The sequence below is a fragment of the Pseudoalteromonas sp. MT33b genome (assembly GCF_014117385.1).
GTDB classification, from domain to species: domain Bacteria; phylum Pseudomonadota; class Gammaproteobacteria; order Enterobacterales; family Alteromonadaceae; genus Pseudoalteromonas; species Pseudoalteromonas lipolytica.
The window spans coordinates 363,721-390,015 of the sequence record NZ_CP059832.1 but is presented as its reverse complement, the minus strand read 5'-3'; the positions used below and the strand labels follow the sequence as shown (position 1 = coordinate 390,015).

The window sequence follows — 26,295 nt, the reverse complement described above, 5'->3', positions numbered from 1 at the left end:
GAGAAAAAACGCATGCTAAAAAACACATCACAATTAAAAATGATATCACTGCTACTTTTAGGTGCACTCAGCTCGTTTGCTGTTAACGCACACGGTGATGAAGCTCATCCAAACAAAAGCACCTTATTTGTTGGTATCGACAGTGAACCCGCACACACTGTTACCGCGTTTAAAAAAGCACTAAAACAGGGTGATCAAGTCACAGCTCGTAAACTACTCGCTGACAATGTTATTATTTTTGAAGGAGGCGGTATTGAACGCTCAGCAGATGAATACGCAAATCACCATATGCATGCAGATATGGCATTTTTAAAAGCCGTTGAAAGCACATTATTAGAGCATCAGGTATTCACGCAGGGCGATATAGCTTTCTCAATTGCCAGAAGCTCAACCGAAGGCAGCTACAAAGGGAAAGAAATAAAGAGTATTGGAATGGAAACAATAACACTCAAAATTACCGACAATGGATGGAAAATCACTCATATCCACTGGTCTAATTAAGGAGTACAACATGCGAACAGCTTACCTTGCTTCATTACTACTTTTTATGAGCAATTTGCCAGTGATGGCAACAACTAGTAATCAACCCTTAACCCATAACAGCAATCAACACACACATGATTTAAATAGTGAACTCACTGTGTATAAAAGTAAAAATTGTGGCTGTTGCAAAGAGTGGGTCACACACATGAACAAAAATGGCTTTAACACAACAGCCATTGATGTTGTTGATATGGGCACCATAAAAAATAACTATCAGATAAAACCAAATCAGCGCTCATGCCACACGGCGGTGTCAGCCGATGGCTTTATTTTTGAGGGGCATGTTCCCGCTAAATTTGTTAAGCAATTCTTATCAGAGCAACACCCTGAAGGTACGATAGGCTTAAGTGTTCCTGCCATGCCCGTGGGTACGCCAGGGATGGAAATGGGGAAGGTATTCCATAAATACAACATTAATTTACTAACAATAGATTCACCCGCTGTAAGTTATCAATATATTGAACAATATGCCGAGCAATTTTAATGAATTAGGCATACGCTATAACTAGGTGATTACAAAAATAGTACCTCACTTCATCATTTTTACGACACTGTAAAATTAATGAAAATAAAGCCCAAAGCAACCATCTCACTAAGCTAAGGGCTTTAAGAAAAAAGGAACACCGCATGAGTAAAGCCGGAACAGAGCAGCAGCTAATCATTGAGGGCGCAGGCTGCGCCAGTTGCGTAGGGAAAATTGAAGCAGCACTGCAAAACACACCTGGCGTGAACAGCGCAGAGATGAATTTTGCAGACCGAACCGTACTCGTCAGTGGGACAGCCAATACCCAAGACCTAGTTAAAGCCATTGAATCTGCTGGATACAATGCCAAACCGTTCAATGACAGTTCGCACACAGACTCCCTTGATGAAAAAGAAGCAGCCGATTGGGCATATTATAAAAAGCTGATGCGCGACACCATTATCGCACTCTCCTTGGGTGTGCCTCTTATGTTCTATGGTATTGCTATTGGTGAGATGACCGTAGCAACAAATACTGAGCGGGTCGCGTGGTTAATTGTTGGTCTTTTAACGCTTGCGGTTATGTTTTTCTCTGGTAAACATTTTTATATTGGCGCATGGAAAAGCTTTAAAAATCATTCTGCCAATATGGATACCCTCATTGCACTGGGGACCGGTACAGCATGGGTCTACTCAATGCTGGTTGTCTTTATTCCCGATGCTATTCCGCTAATGGCAAGGCATGTATATTTTGAAGCCACCGCCATGATTATTGGCTTAATCAACCTTGGTTTAGCGTTAGAGCTAAAAGCACGAGGAAAAACCTCAGAAGCAATCAAACGCTTAATCGGCTTACAGGCCAAAACCGCCACTGTTGTTAGGGATAACAAAGACGTTCAAATAAATATCGACCAAGTGTTGCTCAATGACATTATCAAAGTCAGACCGGGTGAGAAAATCCCCGTTGATGGTGAAGTAATCGAAGGCCACACCAGCGTTGATGAATCAATGCTAACAGGCGAACCCATGCCTGTTGAAAAATCAGAAAAAGACGACGTCACCGCGGGTACGCTCAATAAATCTGGCATGATCCTATTTAAAGCAACACGGGTAGGAAAAGACACCGCGCTTGCACAAATTATTGCGATGGTAAAACGTGCCCAAAACTCAAAACCCCCAATAGGGCGACTAGCCGATGTTATATCTGCGTATTTTGTGCCGGTTGTCATGATTATATCTATCGTCAGTGCACTAGCATGGTTAAACTTTGGCCCTGAGCCCACTCTTGCCTTTGCAATTGTGTCTGCGACAACGGTGCTTATCATCGCGTGTCCGTGTGCGTTAGGACTTGCTACGCCAATGTCGGTTATGGTCGGTGTGGGCAAAGCAGCTGAGGCCGGTGTTCTTATTCGAAATGGTGAAGCACTGCAAACAGCTTCCAAAATTACAGCCATGATTTTAGATAAAACGGGCACCATTACCGAAGGCTCCCCCAAAGTCACTGACGTTATTTTAGCAAATGACAGTGATGAAAAAACCATATTACAGCTAGCAGCCAGTTTAGAAAGTGGCTCAGAGCACCCTCTTGCGCAAGCAATTGTCGACAGTGCCATGGAGCAAGAAATCGAGCTGCTGAAAATAGACGCCTTTAACGCAATTACTGGCTATGGTGTCGAAGCCACGTGTAATGGTAAGTCGCTGCTATTTGGCAATAGTAAATTAATGAAAATGAAAGAAATTGAACTCTCTGACTTCACAACGAAAGCACAGGCCTTAGCGAAAGAAGCAAAAACGCCAATGTATTTTGCTGTAGATGGGCAGCTAGCCGCAATTATCGCGGTAGCGGACCCGATGAAGTCTGATTCACTTTGTGCAATCAAGCGTCTTCAAGCCAATGGTATCCGCGTTATTATGCTTACTGGCGATAATAAAGAAACCGCCTCGGCGATAGCAAAAAAAGCACAAATTACTGAATTCTTTGCTGACGTTCTACCTGAAGACAAAGCCAATAAAGTGCGCGAACTCCAACAACAAGGCGAAATTGTCGGTATGACAGGCGATGGGATCAATGATGCCCCCGCACTTGCCCTCGCCGATGTTGGTTTTGCGATTGGAACAGGCACTGATGTTGCCATTGAAAGTGCCGACATCACACTCATGCGAGGCTCTCTTCATGGCTTAGCTGATGCCATTGCGGTGAGCAAAGCCACGTTACGCAATATAAAACAAAACTTATTTGGTGCATTTATCTATAACGTGGCAGGTATTCCAGTGGCGGCAGGTATTCTGTATCCATTTTTTGGTCTACTGCTGAGCCCTGTTATCGCGGGTGCTGCGATGGCTTTTTCTTCGCTTACCGTGGTGACGAATGCAAACAGGCTTCGTTTATTTAAAGCACAAGATCACTAAGGAGCCACATTATGATGATTATTAACTTTATCGGTATTTCACTCATCGCGCTGATCATTTGGTGGTTTTGGCTTTATAAACCAAACAACGTTGTTGCAACTAGTACCGACGTACTCATTGAGGTAAAAGAAGGGGTTTATTCGCCTGCTTCTCTACAAGTTACAGCTAACCACGCAATAACCTTATCTTTTTTGCGAAAAGATCCGTCACCTTGCTCCGAAACACTGCTCATTCCCTCCTTAGATATAAGTGAGCAACTGACCCTAAACAAAGTGACAAAAATACACCTGCAAAATATCCCACCGGGAGAACATGTTTTCCACTGCCAAATGCAAATGTACAAAGGTGTTATCACTGCAGTCGAATGAGATTGTGAAGTGAAAATAAAACAGCTTGGAGAGATTATTATGAGTGATTTAGAACATAGAGTCGGCGTAAAAGAAGCAAACTTAGTCGTTCGCAATCTGCGGCTGTGTAAAGTGACAGATGAAAATTGTGATGCACTCATTGAAGAGATTGATAGTCTCTTTGGCATCGATGAAGTGAGCTATAATATTCGTGAAAACGTAATACACTTGGCCTATGACGCAACCCACCTAAACTTAGAAGGGATCGAAACCGTTATTCGCAAACACAGTGCCGATCTTCACAATGACTGGTGGACACACACCAAAGAAAGTTACTACCAATTTGTCGATCAAAATATAAAAGATAACGTCACTCACAAACCCTGGAGTTGCCATGCAACCCCACCAAATAGGCACAATAAACATAAAGAGTAAGGTTCCCTATGGCAGGAAACCTGTGAGTACTTTACATGTTGTTAAATGAGTAACCGTTACTCATTGAGTAAGCCTTGATCTGGTCTGTCAAATTCGAAAATGGGGTTTAGTCACATCTGACCGTCGCAAATGTGCAAAAAGCGAACCTTCAGTCATAACTCGTTTATGCCCCAAAATGAGTTTCGAGAGTCAAGACGGTAGATTATTTAATTATTAAGTCGTTCACACATCTTTTAATTGAATGATCAGTTGATTCTCTTTTAGTACATTAGGCATATTCTTTATTTTATGAGTTTTTGCAATGTCCCGAAGTCAACGCCTTCTAGATCTTCTTCAACTACTACGACGCTATAAATACCCAATCTCAGCTGAGAAACTGGCTAGTCAGCTTAATGTAAGTGTTAGGACTATCTATCGTGATATTGTCACTTTACAAGCTCAAGGAGCAGATCTCGAAGGAGAAGCTGGGCTGGGTTATATCTTAAAGCCGAGCTTTGATTTACCACCTATGATGTTTAGCTTTGAAGAGCTTGAAGCCCTCAGATTAGGAGCAGAATGGGTGGCGAAGCAAGCTAATGGAGAATTTAGCGAGGCTGCCATTGATGCACTTGCTAAAATCTCAGCAGTGTTACCCTCTGAGCACAGAGCTAAGCGTACTGAGAGTGTCGTTAGAGTTGCTTCAGCTCTCAAAGTTCCGAAGCTAATGATCTCGCTAACAGAGTTGAAAGCAACAATTCAAAAAGCGCATAAAGCTGAAATTGTTTATGAAGATGCCAAAGGGGTTATCAGAAAAAGGGTTGTGTGGCCAATACTTATAGGTATGTTTGAGCAATACAATATTTTGGTTGCATGGTGCGAAACACGAAGCGATTACCGTAACTTCCGGGTGGATAAAATTCACTCTTTTTCTCAACTTAATTCTCGATACGAACGTTCTCGCAATGAATTGCTAACTGAGTGGGAGGCTTTAGAGGGAATCGAACATAAGCATTTTTTCTACTGACAAAAACTGTCAGTGCTTTTGTTTATACTTAATTTAGTATTCAACAAATGCAGGTATATTAATATGTTCGCTATTGACTCTATAGTTCTTTACGTAGAAAACATCAAACTTAGCATGGCTTTTTATGAGGAAGTATTTGAATGTCAGCCAAAGCTCTTATCGCCAACTTTTGCAGTATTAGAGTTTGCTGAAAATGTGAAGATTACTCTGAAACAAGTTAATGCACTTACACCAAGTAGCTCAGTTAGAGGCGGTGGTACCGAACTTTCAATCCCTGCAACGAGCCGCGTCGATCTAGATAACTTGTTCAAGCAGTGGAAGCAACTAGGTGTGGAATTTGCTCAGGAACGCGAAGAGTCTGTATATGGCGTTAACTTTGTTGCATTAGACCCAGATAGACACCGCTTACGAGTGTTTGCGTAACGGCACCTTATTTTTTAAGCCGCATCTTTGCTGGCACACTTTTGTCCATCGAAGAGTTATGAATATAACTCGCCTTTGCCCCAAGACGTGTTTAGGCCAATTTCTCAAAAAAGCGAACTTCGGTCGTTCACAATTGCTTCTCAATTTCGTCAAAGTATATTGCTGTATAGTCAGGAAAACGACCCAATCGCTCGTTTTTGTAATGAAACAGAAGCTAGAACCACTGCATTTTAGTAGTATTGGCAATTAGTCAAGAAGTTTGTTAGAAATGAGCGACGTTGTGGCAGAAAAACGTGCGATTCGCTCGCTATAAAACGTTATTTTTCAAAAGTTGAGCTATGTGGAATCAAACTGATAATGGAGAAACCATCGGAACAATAGGTTCTGAAAGTGGTGAGGTAATTAAGGATATGGAGCATTCCAAAGGTGCTCGCCTAACTTTGGAAAAAGGCGGTGATATTGCACCATACTCCATAACAAGTGGAGTGTACGGTTACTTCTTCCATACAACTTACTTATCAACTCTAGAAGAGGGTATAAGCGAATTAGAATCAATGAAAGCTGAAATATCTGAGTTCTTTGATACTAAAACAACAAGTGATGAAGAGCATGATTGGATTAGGGAGTTTGTTGGTAGGCATTGAAAACTAACAAGTTTCTCAAATGGACGTAAAACGCTTGGCTTGTGCTCCTTCGTCGCTAATTTTAGCCAAGCATTTTACGCCCATTAGCAAGGCGTTGGTATCTTCGCTTTTGTGAGATATTACGATTATGAATAAATTAGAAACTATTGCGAAATTACTAGAGAAGCATGGCCTTTCACACATATTAGGCAGTCCTTTTGATAACGCTTTTGACGTCTTTGATAACAAAAAAGAAGATATCAATCTCATCTTGTTGGGCACTAATGGGAACATGACCGATGCGATAAAAACCAATGTAGAGTGGGTGAAAGAGAGAGCTAGAAATCCACAATACAGTCACCTTTTATCTGGTGATTGGGGAGTATCGCCTTTGCGAAAAGAGCTAATCAAGCTCCCTGATGTCCTTAATGAGTGCTTTGGAAATTCTAAGTTTTCAGTGTCAAATATGATTTTAACTAATGGGCTTTTGTTGGCATCCAACGGTGTTGGTGATATCAAAAATCAATTTGAGATATTAAGAAGTGAAACGGACACGTTTACTAATTTGAAAGGCTTACTTAATGCATCAATGGGTTTTTTTGATGACTTCGTAGTGAAAAATTCTAGCCCTAAAGTAATTTTCGCCTATGGTAATGCCGACCAGGGGCATTCAGCGTGGAAGTATTTGCAAGATTATTATCCGAGGTTGAAAGAAACTGTGATTGTTCCTATCAATTCGACTAGCTATAAATTTTGTTCACTAGATATGCATGGAGACGAGGTGTTTGTTATTGGCTCTCCGCATCCTTGTTTTCATTACAACAAACTAAGCAAAGATTTAATCAAAGAGGGACTTGAGCAGATTGGTGCTATACCACACGTATAACAATGCGTTTAAGACAGATTCGCAACGCTCGGCATTTTCGGTTTGCTTTGAATTTAGTGATTACGGCACAATGGGCTAAGTCTGGTGGTAAGCGTTGCTCACTACTTAACGCGGCGTTACCAAGGCCTTTCTTTTATACAGAGCCGTCCTTAGGCTCTAACTAATGTATGTCCAAAAGTGAGTTATTGTCTCTTGGACGCTCACTTGAGACTTTTGTACTCTAAAGTTCAGTCACTTACTTTTTAATAGGTCACATACTTGCAATATGCATCACTGCCTTCATCTTCGTATATTTGATATTACAGTAGCAGTTCAATCTCAATCTCACTCTAAATAAGAACCAAATTGATGATACGTTTTCTGTCACTTTTTGGCTTATTTATTATCTATGCATGAAATGAAAACAAGGTAAAAACATCATTTTCAATAAAAATATTGAAATGTATTGCTCCCCACCTCTCCACTGTATACCTGAAAGTAGCCCCGTTACACTTATCTAAATTAAGGTCATGTTTATTGATAGATGAATTGCACAGCAAGTTATCAGAGTGGCTCATTTATATTACACGCTGATGGCTTTCAGCTATTCAAAATCATGATTGGACTTCACATCTAACAATTCGCCAGTCTTAGCTATCTTAAAGAAGATATTTTTCTCATTTTGGTTATTTTCTGCTTTGACAACATAATAGCCCTCTTCAACATGGACTATTGAGAGCTTATCGTTTGCTACCTCTTTCCATGAAGCATCAAGTTTACCAACTTCAAACCCATAATCCTTAAAAGTCATTTTCTTGATTGACTTGGCAGCAATATTCATTGCTTTTTGGTCATTAATAAGGTCATGGCCACTGTGCGCCAACGCCCCAACACTCACTAATGCAATGCAGATTAACGCTGTTGTAATTAATCGATTCATTACTTTTCTCTCCTGGTTCTTACTTTTACCATGTGTTTAATTATGCCGTTTATTTTTTTAAGCCAATCACTTCATATTCACCCTTAACAAGGAGCTGTACGGCAATTGGGCTATCTGTTTTATTTTTCCAGTACCAACCGTGTGAACCGGCAAAGGGAGCTGTGAAGCTTCCTTTCATTTCATTACTCGTGGCAATCGTATAGCTTTCAAAATACCCCGTTGTGTCACCTTTTGGTTCACCATGCAAATCGAAATACAATGGCTCACCCTCTGTTAACCATTCATAGGTCATTTTGGCATGTTGGGGCATTGCAAACTTATATTCAACTCCTCTACCTGCAGGAACTATTACTTCAATGATCTGAAATTCATCGTCGGTGCCTTTATTCCCTGTCGGTGATTGATTTGGTTGTGCGTCTGTCTCTGCAGCTATCGCAATGCTGGTTAGGCCAAGCTTATGGCCAAGACCCGTTGGGTCAATGTTATATTCGGCCGGAAGAATTAAAGTCACCAGAGCAATGGCCGCAACAACCGTTGACGATACGCTCGCTATAATTAAGGTCTTTAAACTCACTGTGTGTTGCATACTCATCTCTTATTTATGTGTTAACTAACGAAATAACCCGTTAATTGAAAACCAACTAACATCACACCAGCACTCATGAGTGCTGTATTTGTTAAGGTCGAAAAACGTTGGAATGATGGAAAATGTCGCCACGCATTTATGGCAATTAAAATAAAGATAAGCGCTGCAAATTGCCCCAATTCAACACCAATATTAAACGCAATTAAGTTAACTAATAAACCATCCTCTGGTAATTGAAACTCTTGTAACTTCGTCGCTAGACCAAAACCATGAAACAAGCCAAAAATCAGCACCGCTGCTTTTGTATTGGGTTGCCAGTTAAAGCAGCGTTTAAACCCACCTAGGTTATCAAACCCTTTGTAAATAACAGAAAAACCGATAATCGCGTCAATTAAGTAAGCATTAACGTTAATATCACCCAGTACACCGAGCAAAAGCGTAGTACTGTGACCAAGAGTGAACATCGTCACATAGAGCAACACATCTTTGCTGCGATATAAAAAGAAAATCACACCGACTAAAAATAATAAATGGTCATAGCCTGTGATCATATGTTTTGCACCAATATACAAAAACGGGACAAATTGTATTCCCTGATTTTGCTCTAAAAATGCACGGGTGTTGTCATCTACACCATGTGCCAACACATCAATACTGACGAGCCCAAGCACCGCAATCAAAAAGAGTAAGCTCATTTTTAATAGCTTATTTTGCATTCCAACTTCCTGTACATCTAATTCTTTCAAGTAATACGCCTTTCAATTTTTATCACATGTTATAAAGCGCAGATAAACCTGCTTGGCCAACTAAACTGTTAACTATACTTAAGTGGTTTAACATTAATTGCAACGTTTGATTTACGTTTTCTCCTTTATAACGTTATCTTCATCATTTGCAGTAATGACTGTTAATTCAACCGACTTAGAAATAATTTCCTTCATCAAACAAAAGTTCAGCACTCCTTATTCGTGCAAAAAAAAAGCCGCTTTCGATGGTTCTTTTTCGCAAAGCCTGCTATTTTTTAATCAGTTAGTATCTAAAAAATATACATCACCACATTTACTGCGAGGAGTGCTCAAAATGTGTGCACGGATTTCACTTATATCTACAACTATTTCAATCGCTTTAGCCTGCTCTTTGCCGTTAGCTTTTTCTGCAAAAGCCGAACAAAAACCTAACAATGCCAAGGTCTACCCATTAAAAGAAGCGTTCTTCGGTGAGCAACATGTCCATACAGGTGTGTCGATGGATGCGTTTATTGCGGGTAATAGACTAACGCCTGATGACGCTTATCGCTTTGCTAAAGGCGAAGAAATGATGGTGAATGGCAGTCTCCACAAAATAAAACGACCACTTGATTTTGTTGCTGTTACAGATCACTCAGAGTTTATGGGAGAAGCCTTTAGCCTAATGAATGAAGGGGCACCTGGTTACGACCACGAAATAGCCGTTGCTTTTCGTGAAGCTCCAGATTTAGAAACGGCATTAAAACTTTATAATAAGTACGTATTAGCCCCATTAGCAGGCGGTGGAGAACCTCACCCTGCATTTTTTCAAGGCCAAGAAGCCATTAAATCTACATGGCAAAAAAATATAGAAGCCACTGAAAAGCATTATCAACCAGGTAAATTCACCACTATACATGCCTACGAGTGGACATCTGCTCCTGGGGGGGCAAACCAACATCGCAATGTTTTCTTTAGAGATAACAATGTCCCTGATATGCCTTTTTCATCAAACGAAGGGGCCGATCCTGAGCAGTTATGGGCATGGATGCAAACACAACGCGACAGTGGCAAAAAAGTGTTCGCAATACCACATAACTCAAATGAATCGAAAGGCTTATTATTTGCTGAAGCAAGTCTTTCAGGCGTACCCGTAAACAAAGAATATGCTGAAAAACGGGCCAGTATGGAGCCACTCATTGAAATGATGCAAGTTAAGGGTAATTCAGAAGTTATACCCAACTTTTGGCCCAATGACGAATTTGCAGACTTTGAAAATGCAGTGTCAATTCAAAAGTTTAATGGTCGTGCGTTCATAAAAGAAAACTATGTGCGTTATGGACTAGGACGCGGCATTAAATATCATGCAGTGCTTGGAGTTAACCCTTTTAAATATGGGTTTGTTGGCGGAACAGACAGCCATAATGGCACACCAAGTAACGTTGAAGAAGACAATTACGCTGTCGGTAGTCATGGCTATGCCGACCAAACAGCCGATGTACGTTCTAAGGCAATGCTTGAAGGCGAAATGCTGATTGCAGACTCCAGTCCTGGCGCGTTGACTGCTGTGTGGGCTAATTCAAATACGCGCAGTGCGATTTGGGATTCAATGCAAGCAAAAGAAACCTTTGCCACCAGCGGCCCACGTATGAAAGTCCGTTTTTTTGCAGGCCAAGGGTTCAATAAAAGTTACAAAAATTACACCGACCTTGTAAAAGATGGTTATGAAAAGGGCGTGCCGATGGGCGGCGACTACAAAGGTAAAAAAGCCCCTGAGTTTTTAGTATGGGCAATCAAAGATCCTATTGGCCCAAACTTAGATCGTATCCAAATTATTAAAGGGTGGTACGAAAACGGTGAAATGAAAGACCACGTTTATGACGTTGTAGCCTCGGGAGATCGCCTAAAAGCAGATGGAAGTGTTACCCCTATTGATGCCCCTATAAATCTTAAAACGGGTGAATTCAATCAAGTAAAAGGGGCTGTTGAACTTATGTCAGTATGGACAGACCCTGACTGGGACCCAAATCAAGAAGCATTTTATTATGTGCGTGTTTTGCAACTGCCAACAGCACGTTGGACGTTATATGACGAAATAAATGCCGGTGTAAAATACCCTGATGATGTAAAACGTCAAATTGTAGAACGCGCATGGGCCTCACCTATTTGGTACGAAGTAGAGTAAGTATAATTAATGATTAAACGTATTTTAAAAGAGCCTATTACTCATTTTCTGGTATTAGGCTCACTCTTATTTGCAGCATGGAATTACCTTGCACCTTCGCAAGAATCAGAAAACAATGAGTATGTAATAGTGGTCGATCAAGCTAAGTTTGATCACCTAAAAACCCTTTGGAAAGCGCAGTGGAAACATGAACCTTCGAATGAGGATATTGCTGCCATTCTTGAGCGACATATTCGCAAAGAGGTATTTTACCGTGAAGCGTTAACCATGGGTCTTGATCAAAGTGATGAAATAATTCGTACGCGACTTGCACAGAAAATGGAAGCAGTTGCCAGCGATCTCAGCAATTTAATGCAGCTCCCTTCTGAGCAACAGCTTAAAGAGTTTCATCAAGCTCGCCCAGAACTGTTTACCATTGCGCAATCATTCGCGTTTGAGCAAGTTATATTAACGCCACAAGAGGCTCAAGAGCCAAAACTGAGTGAAATTCGCGCCCAACTAATAGCAAATCCAAATACACTAAACAGTTTTGAGAATCGCCGTTCAGTGCCTAACAACTGGCCTCTCATGCCTGAAAACACCCTCAAGAATGCATTTGGAGGCACCTTTGTTGAGCAACTCGCTAAGCAGCCAACAGAGCAATGGGTTGGGCCCATTGAGTCTGGTTTTGGTTTGCACCTCGTTAAAATTGCCAATAATACCCCCGAACATTTAGCTCCTTTCAGTGATATTAAAGACTATGTTTTAGAGCAGTATAAATACTATGCAGTCATCGACTCACAGCAAAAAATGTTCGAAACGTTGCTTAAAAAGTATCGCGTTCGATTGGAAGCTGACACCATTCCGACGGAAATAGAGCAAGAGTTTGCCGCATTATGAGAATGAAAGTATTTTGTTTTGCCTTGCTATTAATATGGGGAAGTTCAGGGTTTGCACATGAAATTCGCCCCGCGTATTTACAAATTAATCAAGTGACTGAACACAAGTATAATTTACTTTGGAAAGTACCCACTAACAATAACTTAGTGCAGAATATACGCCCTGTTTTCGAGCCTCAGTTTTCACTTTCTCCATTACCGAATCACATGGTAATAAATGGATTTGTATTGTTTCAATATCGGTTAAATGCCGATACAGAACTTGCAGGAACAACACTGACAATTGAAAACCTAAACCGCACCACTATCGATACTTTAATCAACATAAAATTGTTGAACGGGAGTCAATATAGTTTATTAATGAAGCCGAATGAAAATACGCTTTCGATTCCAAGCGAAGGCAGTATTTGGCAAATCATCACCTCTTATACAAAACTCGGAATTGAGCATATTTTAGAGGGCTGGGATCACCTAGCATTTGTTGCAGCATTGATGCTAATTGTTAGAGGCTGGGTCACGTTATTTAAAACAATCACCGCGTTTACATTAGCACATTCAATCACGCTCGGGTTAGCAACATTTGGTTATGTATCACTGCCACCTCCTCCCGTTGAGGCACTCATCGCATTGAGTATTTTACTGATTGCAGCTGAATCAATACGTATTAGACACAATCAACACAGCCTAACAACAAAATGGCCTTGGTTAGTCGCATTTATATTTGGTTTATTGCATGGCTTTGGTTTTGCGGGAGCACTAAAAGACATTGGCTTACCACAAGTCGATGTGCCTGCAGCTCTCTTGTTTTTTAACTTAGGGGTTGAGCTTGGCCAATTGTTTTTCATTACCGCTATTTTAGGCACCGTTGCCATTACTAAGCACCTTATTAAAGTGCCAAAACCCGCGGCTACGTTTGCGGCATACGGTATTGGTAGCCTTGCCTGTTTTTGGCTTATTGAGCGCATTGAAGGTATGTTTTTTTAATCGTGTTTAACGTAAGGCATGTTATTTGCCACTCTCTCAGCGAGAATAAATAAAATGCCTTACGTGCACTCATCAATCATTATTCACGGTGGTTAAAACTTTGTGGCTTACCTAATAGATAACCTTGGAAAAACTGACACCCTAAACGTTTTAAGTATTGAAATTGCTCTTCTGATTCAACCCCCTCGGCTATCACATTTTTTCCTAAGCTTGTCGCTAAGGTGAGAATCGCTTTCACAACCGACTCGTCTTCGGAGCTAATCAGCATTTTATCGATGAATGACTTATCGATTTTTAACGTATCAATCGGAAACCGCGTTAAGTAGCTAAGCGAAGAATAACCGGTTCCAAAATCATCTAAAGAGAGGTTGATACCCAAGTTTTTTAGATCCTTCATTCGCTTTATGAGCATCTCGGTGCCCATTAAAATAACCCCTTCGGTTAACTCTAGTTTTAACCGTGAAGGTTGTATTGAAAATCGATTAATTGTCTCAAGCACTTGCGGAACAAAGTTAGGGTCTTGAAATTGCAGCGCGCTGACGTTAACAGCCACACTTAAATTAGGGTTTGAATACGCATCATTTTTGCTCATTTCTTCACACACTTGCTCAAGAACCCACTGCCCTATTTGATTAATTTGTTTTGTTTCTTCTGCTATAGGTATAAAAACATCTGGTGAAACGCTCCCTAATTTAGGGCTATCCCATCGCAGTAATGCTTCATAACCAATGAGTTCTTTGCTGGTGTTATGAATAGGTTGATACACAACGTTTAACTCTTTTTTGGCAATGGCATTGATCAACCCTTGGTTTATTTCATTTCGCTCTAAAATAGATGCTTGTAATTTCGGGTCATAAAAACTAATCATATTTCGCCCTCGCTCCTTAGAGTGATACATCGCAATATCAGCCTGCTTCAGTGCCTCTGACAATTCAAAGTCGCATGCATTAATGATTGTGAGGCCAATGCTAGGTGTTGTATGAACTTCATACCCATCAAGGTAAAAAACACGCGAAATCGTTTCACGTATGTTTTGCGCAAAGCTATCCACAGAATGAAAGTCACCATCTTTTATGCACGTAGGATCATCCAGTAAAATAACGAATTCATCGCCCCCTAATCTGGCAATTAAATTAGGCGATAAAACAATACTTTCTAAACGGCGCGAGACTTCTTTTAACAGTAAGTCACCAATACTGTGCCCTAAAGTGTCATTGATCATTTTAAAATTATCTAAATCAATCAGCAGTAAGGCGTAACTGTGGCCTTGGGTATGATGCTTTGATTTAGCCAATGACTTTGCTTTGTCGATAAGATGACGTCGGTTAGGTAAATTAGTTAACTCGTCATACATTGCTAAGCGATGAACATTTTGCTCTGCAAGTTTACGGTCGGTAATATCAGCTCTAATAGCAATGTACTTATACGGCTTGTTATTTTCATCAATAAAAGGAACGACGGTTGAGTTAACCCAATATAAGCTGCCATCTTTGGCACGGTTACAGACTTCTCCTGACCACACTTGACCACTGCGAATTGTTTGCCACATAGTTTTAAAAAAGCGCGGGGGATGCGTCCCAGAATTGACTAACGCATGGGTTTTTCCGATAAGCTCTGCAGCAGAAAATTGCGATATGTTGCAAAACTTTTCATTCACACTCGTGATTACTCCCTTGCTATTGGTGGTCGCGACAATCGCATGCTGATCAAGGGCCTTTTTTAGTTCTGCTCGACTTCTATTGAGCTCTTCATTTTCTTTTTCGGCGAGCTTCATTTCGGTCATGTTTTCAATCAAACATAACAGGCTAATTACTTTTTCTGACTTATCATTTTCTGGGATCACATTAACATCAAGAAACAACGTTTCCTCATCGAGCCCTTTGAGGTTTATCGAAAACTTAACTTGTTCTCCCTTTAATGCCGTCCTTAAAAAAGGCAATACTTTATCGATAACATCGGGAGGGAAAACATCATGAATATACTTACCCTGAGTCGGTGTACGTAAATAAAAGTAGGTTTTTAGCGCATTCTGATTGTAATAACTCAACTTAAAATCAGCGCTTAATCTGAGCACACCTATGTTCATATTATCTAAGATTGTTTTCAGCTCATTTTTCTTTTTAGATGCATACAGCTCAGCCTTGTTCACCATTGAATAAGGATATAAAACCCCCTCAATAAATACGCTTTTATAGATAAATAACGCACCACATAACTTCACCAAATGCGCAATGACAAGGTAGGTATCAGACAGGGTTTGATACTGGGTAACCAACAATGAAAACAACGCCATACAAACTGATGATAATGCAAAATGAAGGTACCTTTTTTCACCATCTACGTTATGTTTCTTGTAAAACAAATAAGCCACGACGACATAACCAATTAATAGAACATTTTCTAAGGTTATTTTTACAATGGACACGCCTTCGCCATAAATAAAGAGAGACGGTAGGTTATAAGCAAACAAGGTGCCGAACGCGATTAAAATAACTGAAACAATTAACCCACAGCTTAGCCATACCATTTTCCTGCCATGAAAAGTCAGTGAGGCCGCAATGGCTGCAAACGTCAGTAATTCAAACATTCGCGCAGCTAAAGAAAAGAAAATCGACTTTTGACTTGAGCTGGGCGTAATAAACGCTGGCATACCAGCAAACGAAATCGCGTTCATGTAGTCCATCATTAGGACAATACTAAATCCGAATATGATGATATTCGTTTGTTCTGCGTAGCGGCCGTCAAGGCGCTGAAATTCAAGCAGTACCACTGATGAGAAAACAAAAACTGACAATAGCTCCGTTGTTAAATGCAGTATTTCAGTATTTTTTTGTGAAAATATATCGATACTTTCAAGCACAAAAAAGCATATTAAAGCCCCAATAATTAAGCTCGAAAACAAAACAAAATAATGGTTATTTACACCCTGACACTTAAAACCCGCTTTAGAGATGTACATTGTCTATTCTCCTTGCCAAATTACAGCAAACATAGGCGTAGCTAAAGCGTCTTCATCATGCTTACTTTGAGCAACAGCATGACTTTTTAAAACCTTTAAATTCAAGGTTTTTAATTGTTTTTTCATTGTATAAAACACAGCTTTTGAAAACTCAAAGCAGCATAAAAAATTAAAATCTTTACCAATTAACTGTTCTTCATGAACACCTACTTTTTGTGAAAGAAACAGTGAACTATTTAAAGTCGAGAGTATTTTTTCTAAATTATTTATTGGTAAATCACTTCGCATGATATCTGTTCCATTTACAGTCTTTTAATGGATTTAAAAATTAAATGCACAACATTTACTGGCTCATTTAAAAATGCCAGTTCAATATAAAGGGTTTTATTTAGCTAGATTAAAAATAAAAATAGAGGCGTGTTATATAAACCACAGACATTTAGCTATATTAACTTTGTCAACAATTGATTTTTCAACTGTGTGGCTATCAGCTAACTCAACGGTGCCATTCGCGAGATCTTTATTAACAATAGCCTGCGACCTATCATTTAATTCAACCTTTGCACCTTTTGGATAAAGACGAATAAAGTTAATAAATTTAGTCGTTAATATATGATCAAACTTACCAATTTGAGCGGCGTGATAAACTTTCTCAATCGCTTCTACACGTGAGAATTTTTCGCGATAATGACGCTGTGAAGTTAAAGCAACGTATGTATCAATAATACGAATTATGCGTGCTTCAAGGGGGATTTCAGGTTTTATTAGGCCATGAGGGTAACCAGAGCCATCACAATTTTCATGGTGGCACTTGATAATCTTGATCACATTGTCTTCAATGCCGCGGCTTTGCAACTCGCGGCAGCCCAACACAACGTGCTCATGAACACTGTCAATTGCTTTCGCGCTTAACTGCTTACTTTGCTTGTAATCAGGCGGGATCAAAGACATGCCAATGTCTTTTAAGAATGCTGACTTTGCAAAAGGGATGAGTTTGTCTTTTCTTAATTTTATTTCTTTTGAGAATAAAGTAATTAACACCAATAACCGCACAGACTCTCGAAATGATTGGGAGTCTTCGCTAATTTTTTCGTATATTAAATCCAGACGACTGGCATCATTAAGCACAAATAAAACAATATTTGTAACGGCTTGAGTTATCGCCTTGTTGTTTAATACATCTGATTGGCCACAGTCTTCAAGTGCCACTTTAAGGATTGATAACCCTTTATTCAGCGCACCAACCGATTTGTCTTCAGAGACATATAACGATCCCTCAAATTGCTTGAGTTTGTGCTTATCGCCTTCAGACTTAATTTTAACTTTATTTGTAAAAAAAGGAGTTTTTAGCCAGTGTTCATTGACCCTAACTAACATACCTTTCTTTAATTGATTGGATTGTATTTTTTTCAATCTAAGTAACCTTGTAATAAAAAAACATTAGTTACTCATCGTCTTCCCATTGACAATTCATCCTTTAGTCGTTCTATTTTACTTAAAAAGTTAAATTACATCAATATAAATCAGAAACAAGCTAAGACTATGAATCAAAAAAGATAATTGCAATTTAATTTAAAAAAACACTTTTTATAATACAATACTATACAGCAAATAATTTGATGAAATACCTAATAAAGGTAATTAAATATTAAATTAAACAACCCAAAATAATACCTAATAAAGGTAATTAGTTTCTTAATAAATAATCGTCAATTCTTATCGCGTTCATGAGTAGCGTATGTATAAAACGCATCAATTGGCATTGGTTTACTGTGGTAATAACCTTGGATCTGAATGCAGCCTAACTCTTTTAGGGTTTGTAATTGTTTTTCTGACTCAACGCCTTCTGCTATCGACTCCATATCAAGTGCTTTCGCCAGATCAATCATGGCTTTTACAATAGCAATATCTGCTTTAGTCGGATGTTCTAAATTATCAATAAATGACTTATCAATTTTTAACTTATCAAGTGCAAATTCCTTAAGGTAACCCATTGATGAGTAACCCGTCCCAAAATCATCAATCGACATTTTAAATCCAGCTTCACGCAGTTTAGTTATCGTGTTTAATGCAAACTGTGGATTACCAATCGCAATCGTCTCAGTCAGCTCAAGTTCAATACAGCACGGCTCAATGGAATATTTTTGCAGTACCGTGGTCAAACTACGTAGCAAGTTCTTTTTAACAAATTTGGTAGCCGATAAATTGATGGCAAAAGTGAGCGCTGGCATCCCATTATCGCGCCATTGACGAATCGTTTTTACGGTATTTTCAAAAACCCAATCATCAATGTCACTAATTCGGCCACAACGTTCTGCAATCGGAATAAACTCAGCGGGTGAAACACAGCCTAACGAAGCTGAATGCCAGCGCAATAAAACCTCAGCGGCTACCATTTTGTTTGTTGCTAGTTCTATTTGAGGATGAAATACGAGTGAAAATTCGTTATTTTTTAGTGCGTAATTGATAGCATTAATGATCTGAGCGTGCCTCACACCTGCTTTATTCATTTCTTCAGCATAAAACAAGACATTATTACGGCCTAGTTTCTTCACCTCAAACATAGCCGACTCAGCCATCTGCAATAAAGATTCAAAGTCACTGGCATCCAGCGGGCACAGGGCAACCCCTATCGAGGCCGTTACAACAATTAACTCGTCGTTAATTGATAAGGGTTCTCTGATCACTTTGAGTAAGATATGAGCACACTTATCAATCTCTTCTGTCGATGTATAGGGGGTAATAAATGCAAAGCGGTCACCTTGTAAACGCGCAACCATGACTTGTTCACCCATAAAATTACTCATTCTTGCACTCAAGTTCTGCAGTATTAAGTTGCAATTCCCTATTCCCAGAGCCTTATTAAGAATTTTAAAGTTGTCTAAGCCAATTAAGATAAAGGCTGATTTAATACCGACATGCGCTTTTATGACCTGCTCAAATTCCATTTGTAACTTCACTTGATTGGCAAGCCCTGTTTGCTGATCAAAGTAAGAAAGCTGATGTATTAAGCTTTCACTTTCGACTTGCTTAGTCATATCATGTTGAAAAGAAATGTAATTACTGATTGCTCCTTGCTTATCAAAAATGGGGTATATGGTTGTTTGCTCTACAATAGCATCTCCGTGTTTAGTTTTATTAACCAATGAACCAACCCACGCTTGTTTATTATTTAGCTGTTGCCACATCCCCTGATAAACACCTAAATCCGTTTGACCTGCGCTGATCATGTTCGGACTTTGGCCTATAAGTTCATCGTAACCATACTGACACATGTCTAAGTACGCCCGATTCATATATTCAATTTTGGCATCCGTATTCGTAAACATAATAGGGTGCGGATTTTGCTCTACAGCTTGAGATAAAATATGCATGCGTTTATTCAACGTGATTTTATTAAACCACTGCCACACTGATTCGGCCCACACGGTGAGCATGTTTTTATCATGAACTGAAAATGTTTTTTCTGTGTGTTGCAAAATAATCGCTAACTGACATTTGCCATGACGCACAACCGGCACCACCAGCAAAGAGCTGGCATTACTTGGCAAGCCAAACTCTTTTGCTTGCTTGCGATTAACAATGATTGCTTCTCCAACAGCGACTTTTTCTTGCAACTTACTGGTACATACATCCAGTTTTGAGCCATGCACCGCACGGTAAGCGAGCTGCTTATGTTCATTACAAATATAGAGCGATGCACCATCACAATTTGCAATTTCACGGGCTTGCTCAACGGCATAATTAAGCAAGGTTTCTTGATCTTCCTGAAACGAAATTTCGGTCAATGTAAGCAATCCCTTATTAAACTTACTTTGTTGAAGCAGTGCTGCCATTTGCCCTATTTTTTCTGTTACGTCACGCGCGACAACTAAATAAGTTTCATGCTCATTTTCATAAGTAAACAACGTCACAGAGAATTCAAAATGATGCGTACGTCCATTAATTAAGAGAGGTAATGCATCGATAGTAAATAATCCAAATAAATGATTTTGTTGCAGTGAGTGTATAAACTGCAGTGCATGTTGAGGAGCAAAAAGCTGGCAAATATTGTGACCTAACACATTGTTCGAAAAGACACGATTCGGCGAATTGTCACTGTAAATAGCTTTAAACGTGCCATCTCGCTCAAGCTCAAAAACAGAATCAGGTAAAGCGGTGAGCGTTGCAGATAACTGCTCTGTTGAATTTTCAAGATCAGCGTAGGGTTTGGTGACGGTTTCAACAAACACGATTTTATATAATAAAAAGTAGGTCAAACCTTTATAAATATGACCAAAGAAGTTAAGTGTATCGGTTACATGCGAGGCATCATTATAGAGCGTAAAACACGCCTCACTTAATATCGCCAACAAACAAACAAGCGTTTTCCCGGCGATATTTAGAGTGTTTCTTGGTTTTCTTAATTGCGATGCAAACATACACGCAGCAAGGCTGTAGAGCGTAATCAGTGTTATTTCTATCAGCCACTTTTGTTGACTGCTGCCACCTCCTTCAATGTACAACGTGGGCAACCAATCGGGTAAATAAAATACAACAGCCACAATACACGCGGTCACACTAAGTAAAGTACTCAACACAACACGCGCATTAAACAGCTTATAATTCACCCAAATAGCGGTTGCAATCACTAAAAATGCAGCGGCATTAAAAAACCGGGCAAACAGCCAAAAAGCAAACACTTGCTCCATGTTTTTCTCGTGATCACTGACACTTGAAAAACTCAAAAAGTGCAACGCATCAAAAATAGCAACACACAGCATAAGACAAGATAGCAACAATAACTTGCTATTCCGGGTGAAGTGCCATGTATTCCATCCAATAGCAAAAATTAAGAATGAAATAACAACTGAGAAAAGCTCAACACTGGTGTGCATGCCTACATAAAAAGGTTCAGTAGCAATTAAACCGACCTTTTCTAGCAGTAATACGATGGCTAATAGCAACACACCGACACCAATGTAAGGTAAGGTATTTACAAGTTCTTTATGATGAGAAGTATGTACAAACTGTTTCACTAAGCTTTTAACTATTTTTATAAGTATTACTAAAAAGGATAGTAAAAATAACAGTTAAGTGTAGATAAATAATGAAAAAATCTGTCGGTGTTGCGCTAACTATTGCTTAGCGCAACAGAATGAAAACTAACCTTTATTAAAAGGATTCCGTGTATCTTGATTAGCATCGAGGTTACGCATCAAAATTGCGTGGTCTAAATCAATATCTTCCGGTAGAGGGATTTTTACAATATGGCCTGAGCCTTTTGCATCGCTGATTGACTCGCCCTTTTTGTTTTCCATAAACTCAAGGTTAAAGTTGATATTGCCTTTAGGTGTCATTAACTCAAGCGAGTGACCCGTACAAAATTTATTTTTAACATCAATTTCAACCAACCCATTGCTAGTACGCCCCAGCACTTCACCAACAAACTGTTGTTTATCTGATACCGAATGACCGTACTCATAGTTTTGATAGTCTTGGTGTGCATGGCGCTTTAAAAAGCCTTCGGTGTAACCTCGGTGTGCTAAGTTCTCAAGCGTTTTAAATAAGTTTGCATCAAAAGGACGCCCAGCAACGGCATCATCAATTGCTTTACGGTAAACTTGTGCGGTACGCGCCACATAATAGAAAGACTTTGTGCGCCCTTCAATTTTTAGGCTATGTACGCCCATTTTTGTAAGCTGATCAACATATTGTACGGCGCGTAAGTCTTTTGAATTCATGATGTAAGTGCCATGCTCGTCTTCAAATGCAGGCATGTATTCACCAGGGCGACCTTGCTCTTCCAGCATATAGACTTCATTACTTGGCGCGCCTTCACCGAGTGTGGGGATCACTGATTTAGGATCAATTTTATGAACCATTTCGCCCGTTTCGTTTTCGGTGCCCGGTTTTACATCGTAATTCCAACGGCATGCATTCGTACACGTGCCTTGGTTAGGATCGCGCTTATTAATATAACCCGACAACAAACAGCGTCCAGAGTACGCCATACATAATGCCCCATGAACAAAGACTTCAAGCTCTGTGCTTGGGCATAATTCGCGTATTTCTGCAATTTCTTCAAGTGATAATTCACGCGACAAAATAACACGTTCAATGCCTTGTTTTGCCCAGAAATTTACCGTGGCATAGTTAACTGCGTTAGCTTGTACAGATAAGTGAATTGGCATGTCTGGCCATTTTTCACGGACCAGCATAATTAAGCCCGGATCTGACATAATCAGCGCATCTGGCTGCATTGCGATCACAGGTTCAATATCGCGTAAATACGACTTTACTTTGGCATTGTGGGGAGCAATGTTCGACACAACGTACAACTTTTTATTTTGTGCATGTGCCTCATTAATACCGATTTGCAAGTTATCTAAATCAAACTCGTTGTTACGAACACGAAGGCTATAACGAGGCTGACCTGCATAAACGGCATCTGCGCCATAAGCAAAAGCATAACGCATATTTTTTAAACTACCTGCGGGTGATAACAACTCAGGCGTAAAAGGGCGAGGGGTCAAAATAGGTGACGACATGAATGCTCCACACATCGAACCGAGTACAAGTCGGTTGCATGAATTAATATGATTAACGAGCGCGGGAGTATAATAATCTGTGACTATATTTTATTGATCTAGATCATAATTGCAGGTAACTAAGCCGCTAATTAACGCCAAACATTGCTGCTTGCGAAACACAACGAAAAAAAGCGCCTTTTGGCGCTTTGGTATCAATAACAATGTATCTTATAACTCGTGAATTAATGAGCCGAGCCATCGCCCCCGCGTAACACGCCTTTTGGCGCACTACAGCCATGCTCAGAAATATAATCAACGGCGGCTTTTGCTTGAACAACCCCCCAGCCATAAGCATGATCATACCCAGCCTCGCCCTGATCATCCGCTGACGCACGAAGCGCTAAGCGAATACCATTTGCAGTGCATTCAGGGAAATTACTCCACACCACAGCAGCCACGCCAGATACATGAGGTGTGGCCATTGAAGTGCCTGACTTGAAGTCATGATCTGTAAACTCGGCAACACTTATTGTGGTTTCTTGCCCTAGTTGCTCCATTAAATGAAGCCCCTCATTCATCATTACCGCGCCCACAACCAGTGTCGTTGGATTAATATTACCCACAAGCTGGCCTTCGATGTTATTACGAATAATAACCCCCACCCCGCCATCGGCTTCGCATTGCTCAACCTTGCTATAAAACGGGCTATCACCACGCTCAACTAAACAAATTTTGCCTGTTACATCACCACAGCTTTCGGTGCCGCGTCCACAATCGACAAGCTCACCTGTGACCGAGCCAAAACGTGATCCATCCAATGCATAGTGCTGAAAGTTCACATCATCCTGCATTACACTAAATTTTGAAAAACGTCCTTTACCAACAGGAATTGTTGAGAACACCCCAACCCCTGGCGCTGATAACTCAACCTGTGAACTGCGCTGTGAAAAGCTTGCATGTTGCTTAACACTATCCACGGCGGCAACTGAAACCACACTATCGTAAGACGCAGGATAACTGTGTGATGCATCGCCTGAGTTACCTGCTGCTGCAATCATTAAAATATTATTACGCGCCACTTTATTAATTGCTCTTTCTTCAATCGGACTTGAATATTTGCCCCCTAAGCTCATGGAGATCACTGTTGAACCCGCTTGCTGACACTCATCAATGGCCCCAGCTAAATCAGAGGCATAAGCCCAACTACCGTTGCCTGCAAATACACGCACAATGTGCATATCCAGAGAGTGGTCACCCACAATACCGGCACTGCCTTTGTTGTCATCAATTGCAGCAATCGTGCCCGCAACATGCGTGCCATGACCAAATGGGTCTTCATACCAAACACCCGCGCCACCATCCGCTGAGCCGGTCACGCCCGCACTCGGTAAATCAGGGTGACTTAATCCATAACCACTATCAATGACACACACCTTTTGACCGCCTTGATACTGCACTTTATCTGCCTGAACCATCGTATAGCCATAAGGTAAGAACTGCATCGGCTCTTCTGACATCAGTTTACGAGGTACATCGGGGTAAAACGCTTTAATATTGGATAAACCTGCTATCTCTGCCAATTGCGCTTTATTAATAGTGACTGCAAAACTCTCGAGTGACTTAATTTCTTTTTCTATTTTGACATTTTTAGCCTGAAGTGCCGATTTCACAATTGACGCTTTATTATTGTTCGCTTCAACCACTATGCGAAACGTCTGTTCTGCAAAACTGGGGAAACTACATGCGAGAGCCACACTTGCAGCAAGTACTGTTTTTTTATTAATCATCGTTGGGCTCCTTGTTATTGTGCAGTATTATCGTTTTTGCTCGCTGGGCAATCATGCAACTGAACGTTACCACTGATTGTTCCTGCATTGCTGTAACCTTGATATGGCCCAGACTCAAGCAACATCACATTTAAGAGCCCGTTTGCACCAATCCCTGTTTTAACGCCTTCTGAAATATCCATCATACAGGCAAAGCCAACGCCCTCTCCCGGCGCTGTTGGGTTGGTTGAGCTATAATTAAACTCCACCTGATACATTCCCTCAGTGCAAATATCTTGCTTACAGTACAAACGCTCATCACCCGACTCTGCGCCCTCAGGATCAACGGGCTCTTCGCTGCATAATCCAGCACCATACACGTTTGCATTAAACGCTACACCGCCCATTTGCTGCCAATCAATTGCTGTTAAATCCTTATAATTAACCTGTCCAGATACATCACCATCGCATCGCGCAGCATGCGCAGTAAAGACAGCTTTGCCCGCTCCGCCTTTTGAATTAAGCGTTCCACCAGCTGACACTCGTGCATCTATTTTTGCACAGCCACTCAATATAGCGGCTGTTGCAATTAACAACCCTAACTGTGTTAGTTTCATATTTTTTTCCTTGTAGTTTGTTTTCATTATCGTTTTATCCACTGTGACGCAAACTAATATTTCTAGTATATACATCTAGTTAAGAGCGACAGCACAGTATTAGAGCAACCAATAAGAGAATTCAATACGCAGAAATAAGCAAAAATGAACAGCACAAATGTAAGCAGAAAAAACGCCTTTATTTACAACTTGTTAAAATTAAATTCACACAGCGTTCATATGTACCAGTTTGTACCAAAGTGTAATCAAGCACCAAATAGCACATTAAAAGATCTTAATTAAACACTGTTGCACTGTGGTTATAGTGCATTGTGATACCCATTCGCTTAATGAGATGAGTGGCTTTGAAACACGAAAAACTAACAGAGAAAAGAAAAAAAGGTGACCAATCCTATGGCCACCTTTTTTAGATCAAACGCAATTAACTATCCAGGATAATTGGTTTTGATTTAGTTATGTTAACAGCAAAGCCATTCTCATAAAAATTTTTACACGCCTGTTAAGCGTTCGCGGCGCTTTTTCCACAACAGAAATTGATAGCCAAGCAAGCCTTCAGCTTGAATGTTAATTCGCCCGCCCGCCGCTTTTTCAACTTTCAAATGACCTTGCTTGTCATCATGCTGAAAGTTAAATAAAAACGTTGTAAGGGTTTGTTTATTTAAGGTAATCGCTATTTTCTGTTTAGTGTCTTCGAGTACACTCACCAGCTCATTTTCATTAAAACGATATTTTATTTGCTTATTCGTCGCTATGAGTTTAGGCAGTAACTTTGCGATATTATCATTCCAGTACACAGAGCGCTTTGCGTACTCAATTGATGCAGCCTCATCAAGTTCCCATGTTGTCTCAAGTTCAGTTGGAAACTCAGCCTCTACAGTGTTCGATTCTTGATTGATTTGTGCATGTAGGTTTTCAGCTGTGCCAATCACAGATAATAAGCACATTATTTTTATTATATTTTTAAACATAAACAATTCTTTGTTGTAACAATAAAATGGCCCACATTTTGAGTGGGCCATCCACTAACCTAGCA

23 protein-coding genes are annotated in these 26,295 nt (G+C 40.2%); 12 read left to right on the top strand and 11 right to left on the bottom strand.

The window, feature by feature from the left end:
• Window positions 1–12: 12 nt before the first annotated feature.
• The 9 genes from H3302_RS17790 to H3302_RS17750 all read left to right on the top strand — a co-directional run bounded on the left by H3302_RS17790 (window position 13) and on the right by H3302_RS17750 (window position 7,131).
• The gene (locus tag H3302_RS17790) at window positions 13–501 is read left to right on the top strand and encodes a DUF4440 domain-containing protein (RefSeq protein WP_182396728.1); all 489 of its coding nucleotides are present in this window, start codon (window positions 13–15) and stop codon (window positions 499–501) included.
• Window positions 502–511: 10 nt separating this feature from the next.
• Window positions 512–1,027, top strand: coding sequence for a DUF411 domain-containing protein (locus H3302_RS17785; protein WP_259369923.1), 516 nt, complete (start codon window positions 512–514; stop codon window positions 1,025–1,027).
• Between the two features lie 143 nt (window positions 1,028–1,170).
• Complete coding sequence (locus H3302_RS17780; protein ID WP_182396727.1) at window positions 1,171–3,414, top strand: heavy metal translocating P-type ATPase; 2,244 nt, start codon at window positions 1,171–1,173, stop codon at window positions 3,412–3,414.
• Between the two features lie 11 nt (window positions 3,415–3,425).
• Window positions 3,426–3,782, top strand: a complete 357-nt coding sequence (locus H3302_RS17775; protein WP_182396726.1) for a cupredoxin domain-containing protein — start codon at window positions 3,426–3,428, stop codon at window positions 3,780–3,782.
• A 39-nt stretch (window positions 3,783–3,821) separates the two neighbouring features.
• On the top strand, window positions 3,822–4,196 hold the full coding sequence (locus H3302_RS17770; RefSeq protein WP_036972388.1) for a hypothetical protein: 375 nt from the start codon (window positions 3,822–3,824) through the stop codon (window positions 4,194–4,196).
• 301 nt (window positions 4,197–4,497) lie between these two features.
• Complete coding sequence (locus tag H3302_RS17765; RefSeq protein WP_180311740.1) at window positions 4,498–5,199, top strand: YafY family protein; 702 nt, start codon at window positions 4,498–4,500, stop codon at window positions 5,197–5,199.
• Between the two features lie 114 nt (window positions 5,200–5,313).
• Window positions 5,314–5,622, top strand: a complete 309-nt coding sequence (locus tag H3302_RS17760) for a glyoxalase (protein ID WP_259369922.1) — start codon at window positions 5,314–5,316, stop codon at window positions 5,620–5,622.
• 338 nt (window positions 5,623–5,960) lie between these two features.
• On the top strand, window positions 5,961–6,266 hold the full coding sequence (locus tag H3302_RS17755) for a hypothetical protein (protein WP_118845111.1): 306 nt from the start codon (window positions 5,961–5,963) through the stop codon (window positions 6,264–6,266).
• Window positions 6,267–6,393: 127 nt separating this feature from the next.
• The gene (locus H3302_RS17750) at window positions 6,394–7,131 is read left to right on the top strand and encodes a hypothetical protein (protein WP_182396725.1); all 738 of its coding nucleotides are present in this window, start codon (window positions 6,394–6,396) and stop codon (window positions 7,129–7,131) included.
• 583 nt (window positions 7,132–7,714) lie between these two features.
• Here H3302_RS17750 and H3302_RS17745 read toward each other — a convergent pair.
• The 3 genes from H3302_RS17745 to H3302_RS17735 are packed head-to-tail and all read right to left on the bottom strand — an operon-like array spanning window position 7,715 to window position 9,352.
• Window positions 7,715–8,050 carry a DUF6488 family protein gene (locus tag H3302_RS17745; protein WP_065979587.1) on the bottom strand — a complete coding sequence of 112 codons (336 nt, stop codon included), beginning with the start codon at window positions 8,048–8,050 and terminating at the stop codon, window positions 7,715–7,717.
• Window positions 8,051–8,099: 49 nt separating this feature from the next.
• On the bottom strand, window positions 8,100–8,636 hold the full coding sequence (locus H3302_RS17740; protein WP_182396724.1) for a hypothetical protein: 537 nt from the start codon (window positions 8,634–8,636) through the stop codon (window positions 8,100–8,102).
• Between the two features lie 20 nt (window positions 8,637–8,656).
• Window positions 8,657–9,352, bottom strand: a complete 696-nt coding sequence (locus H3302_RS17735; protein WP_036972393.1) for a HupE/UreJ family protein — start codon at window positions 9,350–9,352, stop codon at window positions 8,657–8,659.
• Between the two features lie 364 nt (window positions 9,353–9,716).
• Between H3302_RS17735 and H3302_RS17730 the strand changes: the two genes are divergently transcribed.
• From H3302_RS17730 to H3302_RS17720, 3 genes are read left to right on the top strand one after another with little or no spacing between them, the layout of a single operon-like run.
• On the top strand, window positions 9,717–11,546 hold the full coding sequence (locus H3302_RS17730) for a DUF3604 domain-containing protein (RefSeq protein ID WP_065979589.1): 1,830 nt from the start codon (window positions 9,717–9,719) through the stop codon (window positions 11,544–11,546).
• A gap of 9 nt (window positions 11,547–11,555) precedes the next feature.
• The gene (locus H3302_RS17725; RefSeq protein WP_036972395.1) at window positions 11,556–12,425 is read left to right on the top strand and encodes a peptidyl-prolyl cis-trans isomerase; all 870 of its coding nucleotides are present in this window, start codon (window positions 11,556–11,558) and stop codon (window positions 12,423–12,425) included.
• Between the two features lie 2 nt (window positions 12,426–12,427).
• The gene (locus H3302_RS17720; protein ID WP_182396763.1) at window positions 12,428–13,408 is read left to right on the top strand and encodes a HupE/UreJ family protein; all 981 of its coding nucleotides are present in this window, start codon (window positions 12,428–12,430) and stop codon (window positions 13,406–13,408) included.
• A gap of 79 nt (window positions 13,409–13,487) precedes the next feature.
• Here H3302_RS17720 and H3302_RS17715 read toward each other — a convergent pair whose 3' ends face one another.
• The 8 genes from H3302_RS17715 to H3302_RS17680 all read right to left on the bottom strand — a co-directional run bounded on the left by H3302_RS17715 (window position 13,488) and on the right by H3302_RS17680 (window position 26,230).
• Window positions 13,488–16,367: an EAL domain-containing protein gene (locus H3302_RS17715; RefSeq protein WP_083422858.1), complete on the bottom strand. Its 2,880-nt coding sequence runs from the start codon at window positions 16,365–16,367 to the stop codon at window positions 13,488–13,490.
• A 3-nt stretch (window positions 16,368–16,370) separates the two neighbouring features.
• Window positions 16,371–16,655, bottom strand: a complete 285-nt coding sequence (locus tag H3302_RS17710) for a hypothetical protein (RefSeq protein WP_065979592.1) — start codon at window positions 16,653–16,655, stop codon at window positions 16,371–16,373.
• 132 nt (window positions 16,656–16,787) lie between these two features.
• Complete coding sequence (locus H3302_RS17705) at window positions 16,788–17,780, bottom strand: HD-GYP domain-containing protein (protein ID WP_075593190.1); 993 nt, start codon at window positions 17,778–17,780, stop codon at window positions 16,788–16,790.
• A 296-nt stretch (window positions 17,781–18,076) separates the two neighbouring features.
• Window positions 18,077–21,385, bottom strand: coding sequence for an EAL domain-containing protein (locus tag H3302_RS17700; RefSeq protein WP_065979594.1), 3,309 nt, complete (start codon window positions 21,383–21,385; stop codon window positions 18,077–18,079).
• Between the two features lie 126 nt (window positions 21,386–21,511).
• Entirely contained in the window at window positions 21,512–22,897 is a 1,386-nt protein-coding gene (gene yegQ, locus H3302_RS17695; RefSeq protein WP_065979595.1) for a tRNA 5-hydroxyuridine modification protein YegQ, read from the bottom strand.
• Window positions 22,898–23,121: 224 nt separating this feature from the next.
• On the bottom strand, window positions 23,122–24,666 hold the full coding sequence (locus tag H3302_RS17690; protein WP_075593189.1) for a S8 family serine peptidase: 1,545 nt from the start codon (window positions 24,664–24,666) through the stop codon (window positions 23,122–23,124).
• 14 nt (window positions 24,667–24,680) lie between these two features.
• A complete protein-coding gene (locus tag H3302_RS17685; RefSeq protein WP_036972400.1) occupies window positions 24,681–25,262 on the bottom strand; it encodes a hypothetical protein in 582 nt (193 codons plus the stop codon).
• Between the two features lie 488 nt (window positions 25,263–25,750).
• Window positions 25,751–26,230: a hypothetical protein gene (locus tag H3302_RS17680; protein ID WP_118845085.1), complete on the bottom strand. Its 480-nt coding sequence runs from the start codon at window positions 26,228–26,230 to the stop codon at window positions 25,751–25,753.
• Between the last annotated feature and the right edge of the window lie 65 nt (window positions 26,231–26,295).

Excerpts from the sequence above, each read along its gene's own strand:
- H3302_RS17725 (WP_036972395.1), top strand. The coding sequence starts at position 11,556 with ATGATTAAACGTATTTTAAAAGAGCCTATTACTCATTTTCTGGTATTA.
- H3302_RS17775 (WP_182396726.1), top strand. The coding sequence starts at position 3,426 with ATGATGATTATTAACTTTATCGGTATTTCACTCATCGCGCTGATCATT.
- H3302_RS17740 (WP_182396724.1), bottom strand. The coding sequence starts at position 8,636 with ATGCAACACACAGTGAGTTTAAAGACCTTAATTATAGCGAGCGTATCG.
- H3302_RS17710 (WP_065979592.1), bottom strand. The coding sequence starts at position 16,655 with ATGCGAAGTGATTTACCAATAAATAATTTAGAAAAAATACTCTCGACT.
- H3302_RS17720 (WP_182396763.1), top strand. The coding sequence starts at position 12,428 with ATGAAAGTATTTTGTTTTGCCTTGCTATTAATATGGGGAAGTTCAGGG.
- yegQ (WP_065979595.1), bottom strand. The coding sequence starts at position 22,897 with ATGTCGTCACCTATTTTGACCCCTCGCCCTTTTACGCCTGAGTTGTTA.
- H3302_RS17730 (WP_065979589.1), top strand. The coding sequence starts at position 9,717 with ATGTGTGCACGGATTTCACTTATATCTACAACTATTTCAATCGCTTTA.
- H3302_RS17790 (WP_182396728.1), top strand. The coding sequence starts at position 13 with ATGCTAAAAAACACATCACAATTAAAAATGATATCACTGCTACTTTTA.
- H3302_RS17765 (WP_180311740.1), top strand. The coding sequence starts at position 4,498 with ATGTCCCGAAGTCAACGCCTTCTAGATCTTCTTCAACTACTACGACGC.
- H3302_RS17755 (WP_118845111.1), top strand. The coding sequence starts at position 5,961 with ATGTGGAATCAAACTGATAATGGAGAAACCATCGGAACAATAGGTTCT.
- H3302_RS17685 (WP_036972400.1), bottom strand. The coding sequence starts at position 25,262 with ATGAAACTAACACAGTTAGGGTTGTTAATTGCAACAGCCGCTATATTG.
- H3302_RS17760 (WP_259369922.1), top strand. The coding sequence starts at position 5,314 with ATGGCTTTTTATGAGGAAGTATTTGAATGTCAGCCAAAGCTCTTATCG.
- H3302_RS17715 (WP_083422858.1), bottom strand. The coding sequence starts at position 16,367 with ATGTACATCTCTAAAGCGGGTTTTAAGTGTCAGGGTGTAAATAACCAT.
- H3302_RS17745 (WP_065979587.1), bottom strand. The coding sequence starts at position 8,050 with ATGAATCGATTAATTACAACAGCGTTAATCTGCATTGCATTAGTGAGT.
- H3302_RS17750 (WP_182396725.1), top strand. The coding sequence starts at position 6,394 with ATGAATAAATTAGAAACTATTGCGAAATTACTAGAGAAGCATGGCCTT.
- H3302_RS17735 (WP_036972393.1), bottom strand. The coding sequence starts at position 9,352 with ATGCAAAATAAGCTATTAAAAATGAGCTTACTCTTTTTGATTGCGGTG.
- H3302_RS17785 (WP_259369923.1), top strand. The coding sequence starts at position 512 with ATGCGAACAGCTTACCTTGCTTCATTACTACTTTTTATGAGCAATTTG.
- H3302_RS17780 (WP_182396727.1), top strand. The coding sequence starts at position 1,171 with ATGAGTAAAGCCGGAACAGAGCAGCAGCTAATCATTGAGGGCGCAGGC.
- H3302_RS17770 (WP_036972388.1), top strand. The coding sequence starts at position 3,822 with ATGAGTGATTTAGAACATAGAGTCGGCGTAAAAGAAGCAAACTTAGTC.
- H3302_RS17690 (WP_075593189.1), bottom strand. The coding sequence starts at position 24,666 with ATGATTAATAAAAAAACAGTACTTGCTGCAAGTGTGGCTCTCGCATGT.
- H3302_RS17680 (WP_118845085.1), bottom strand. The coding sequence starts at position 26,230 with ATGTTTAAAAATATAATAAAAATAATGTGCTTATTATCTGTGATTGGC.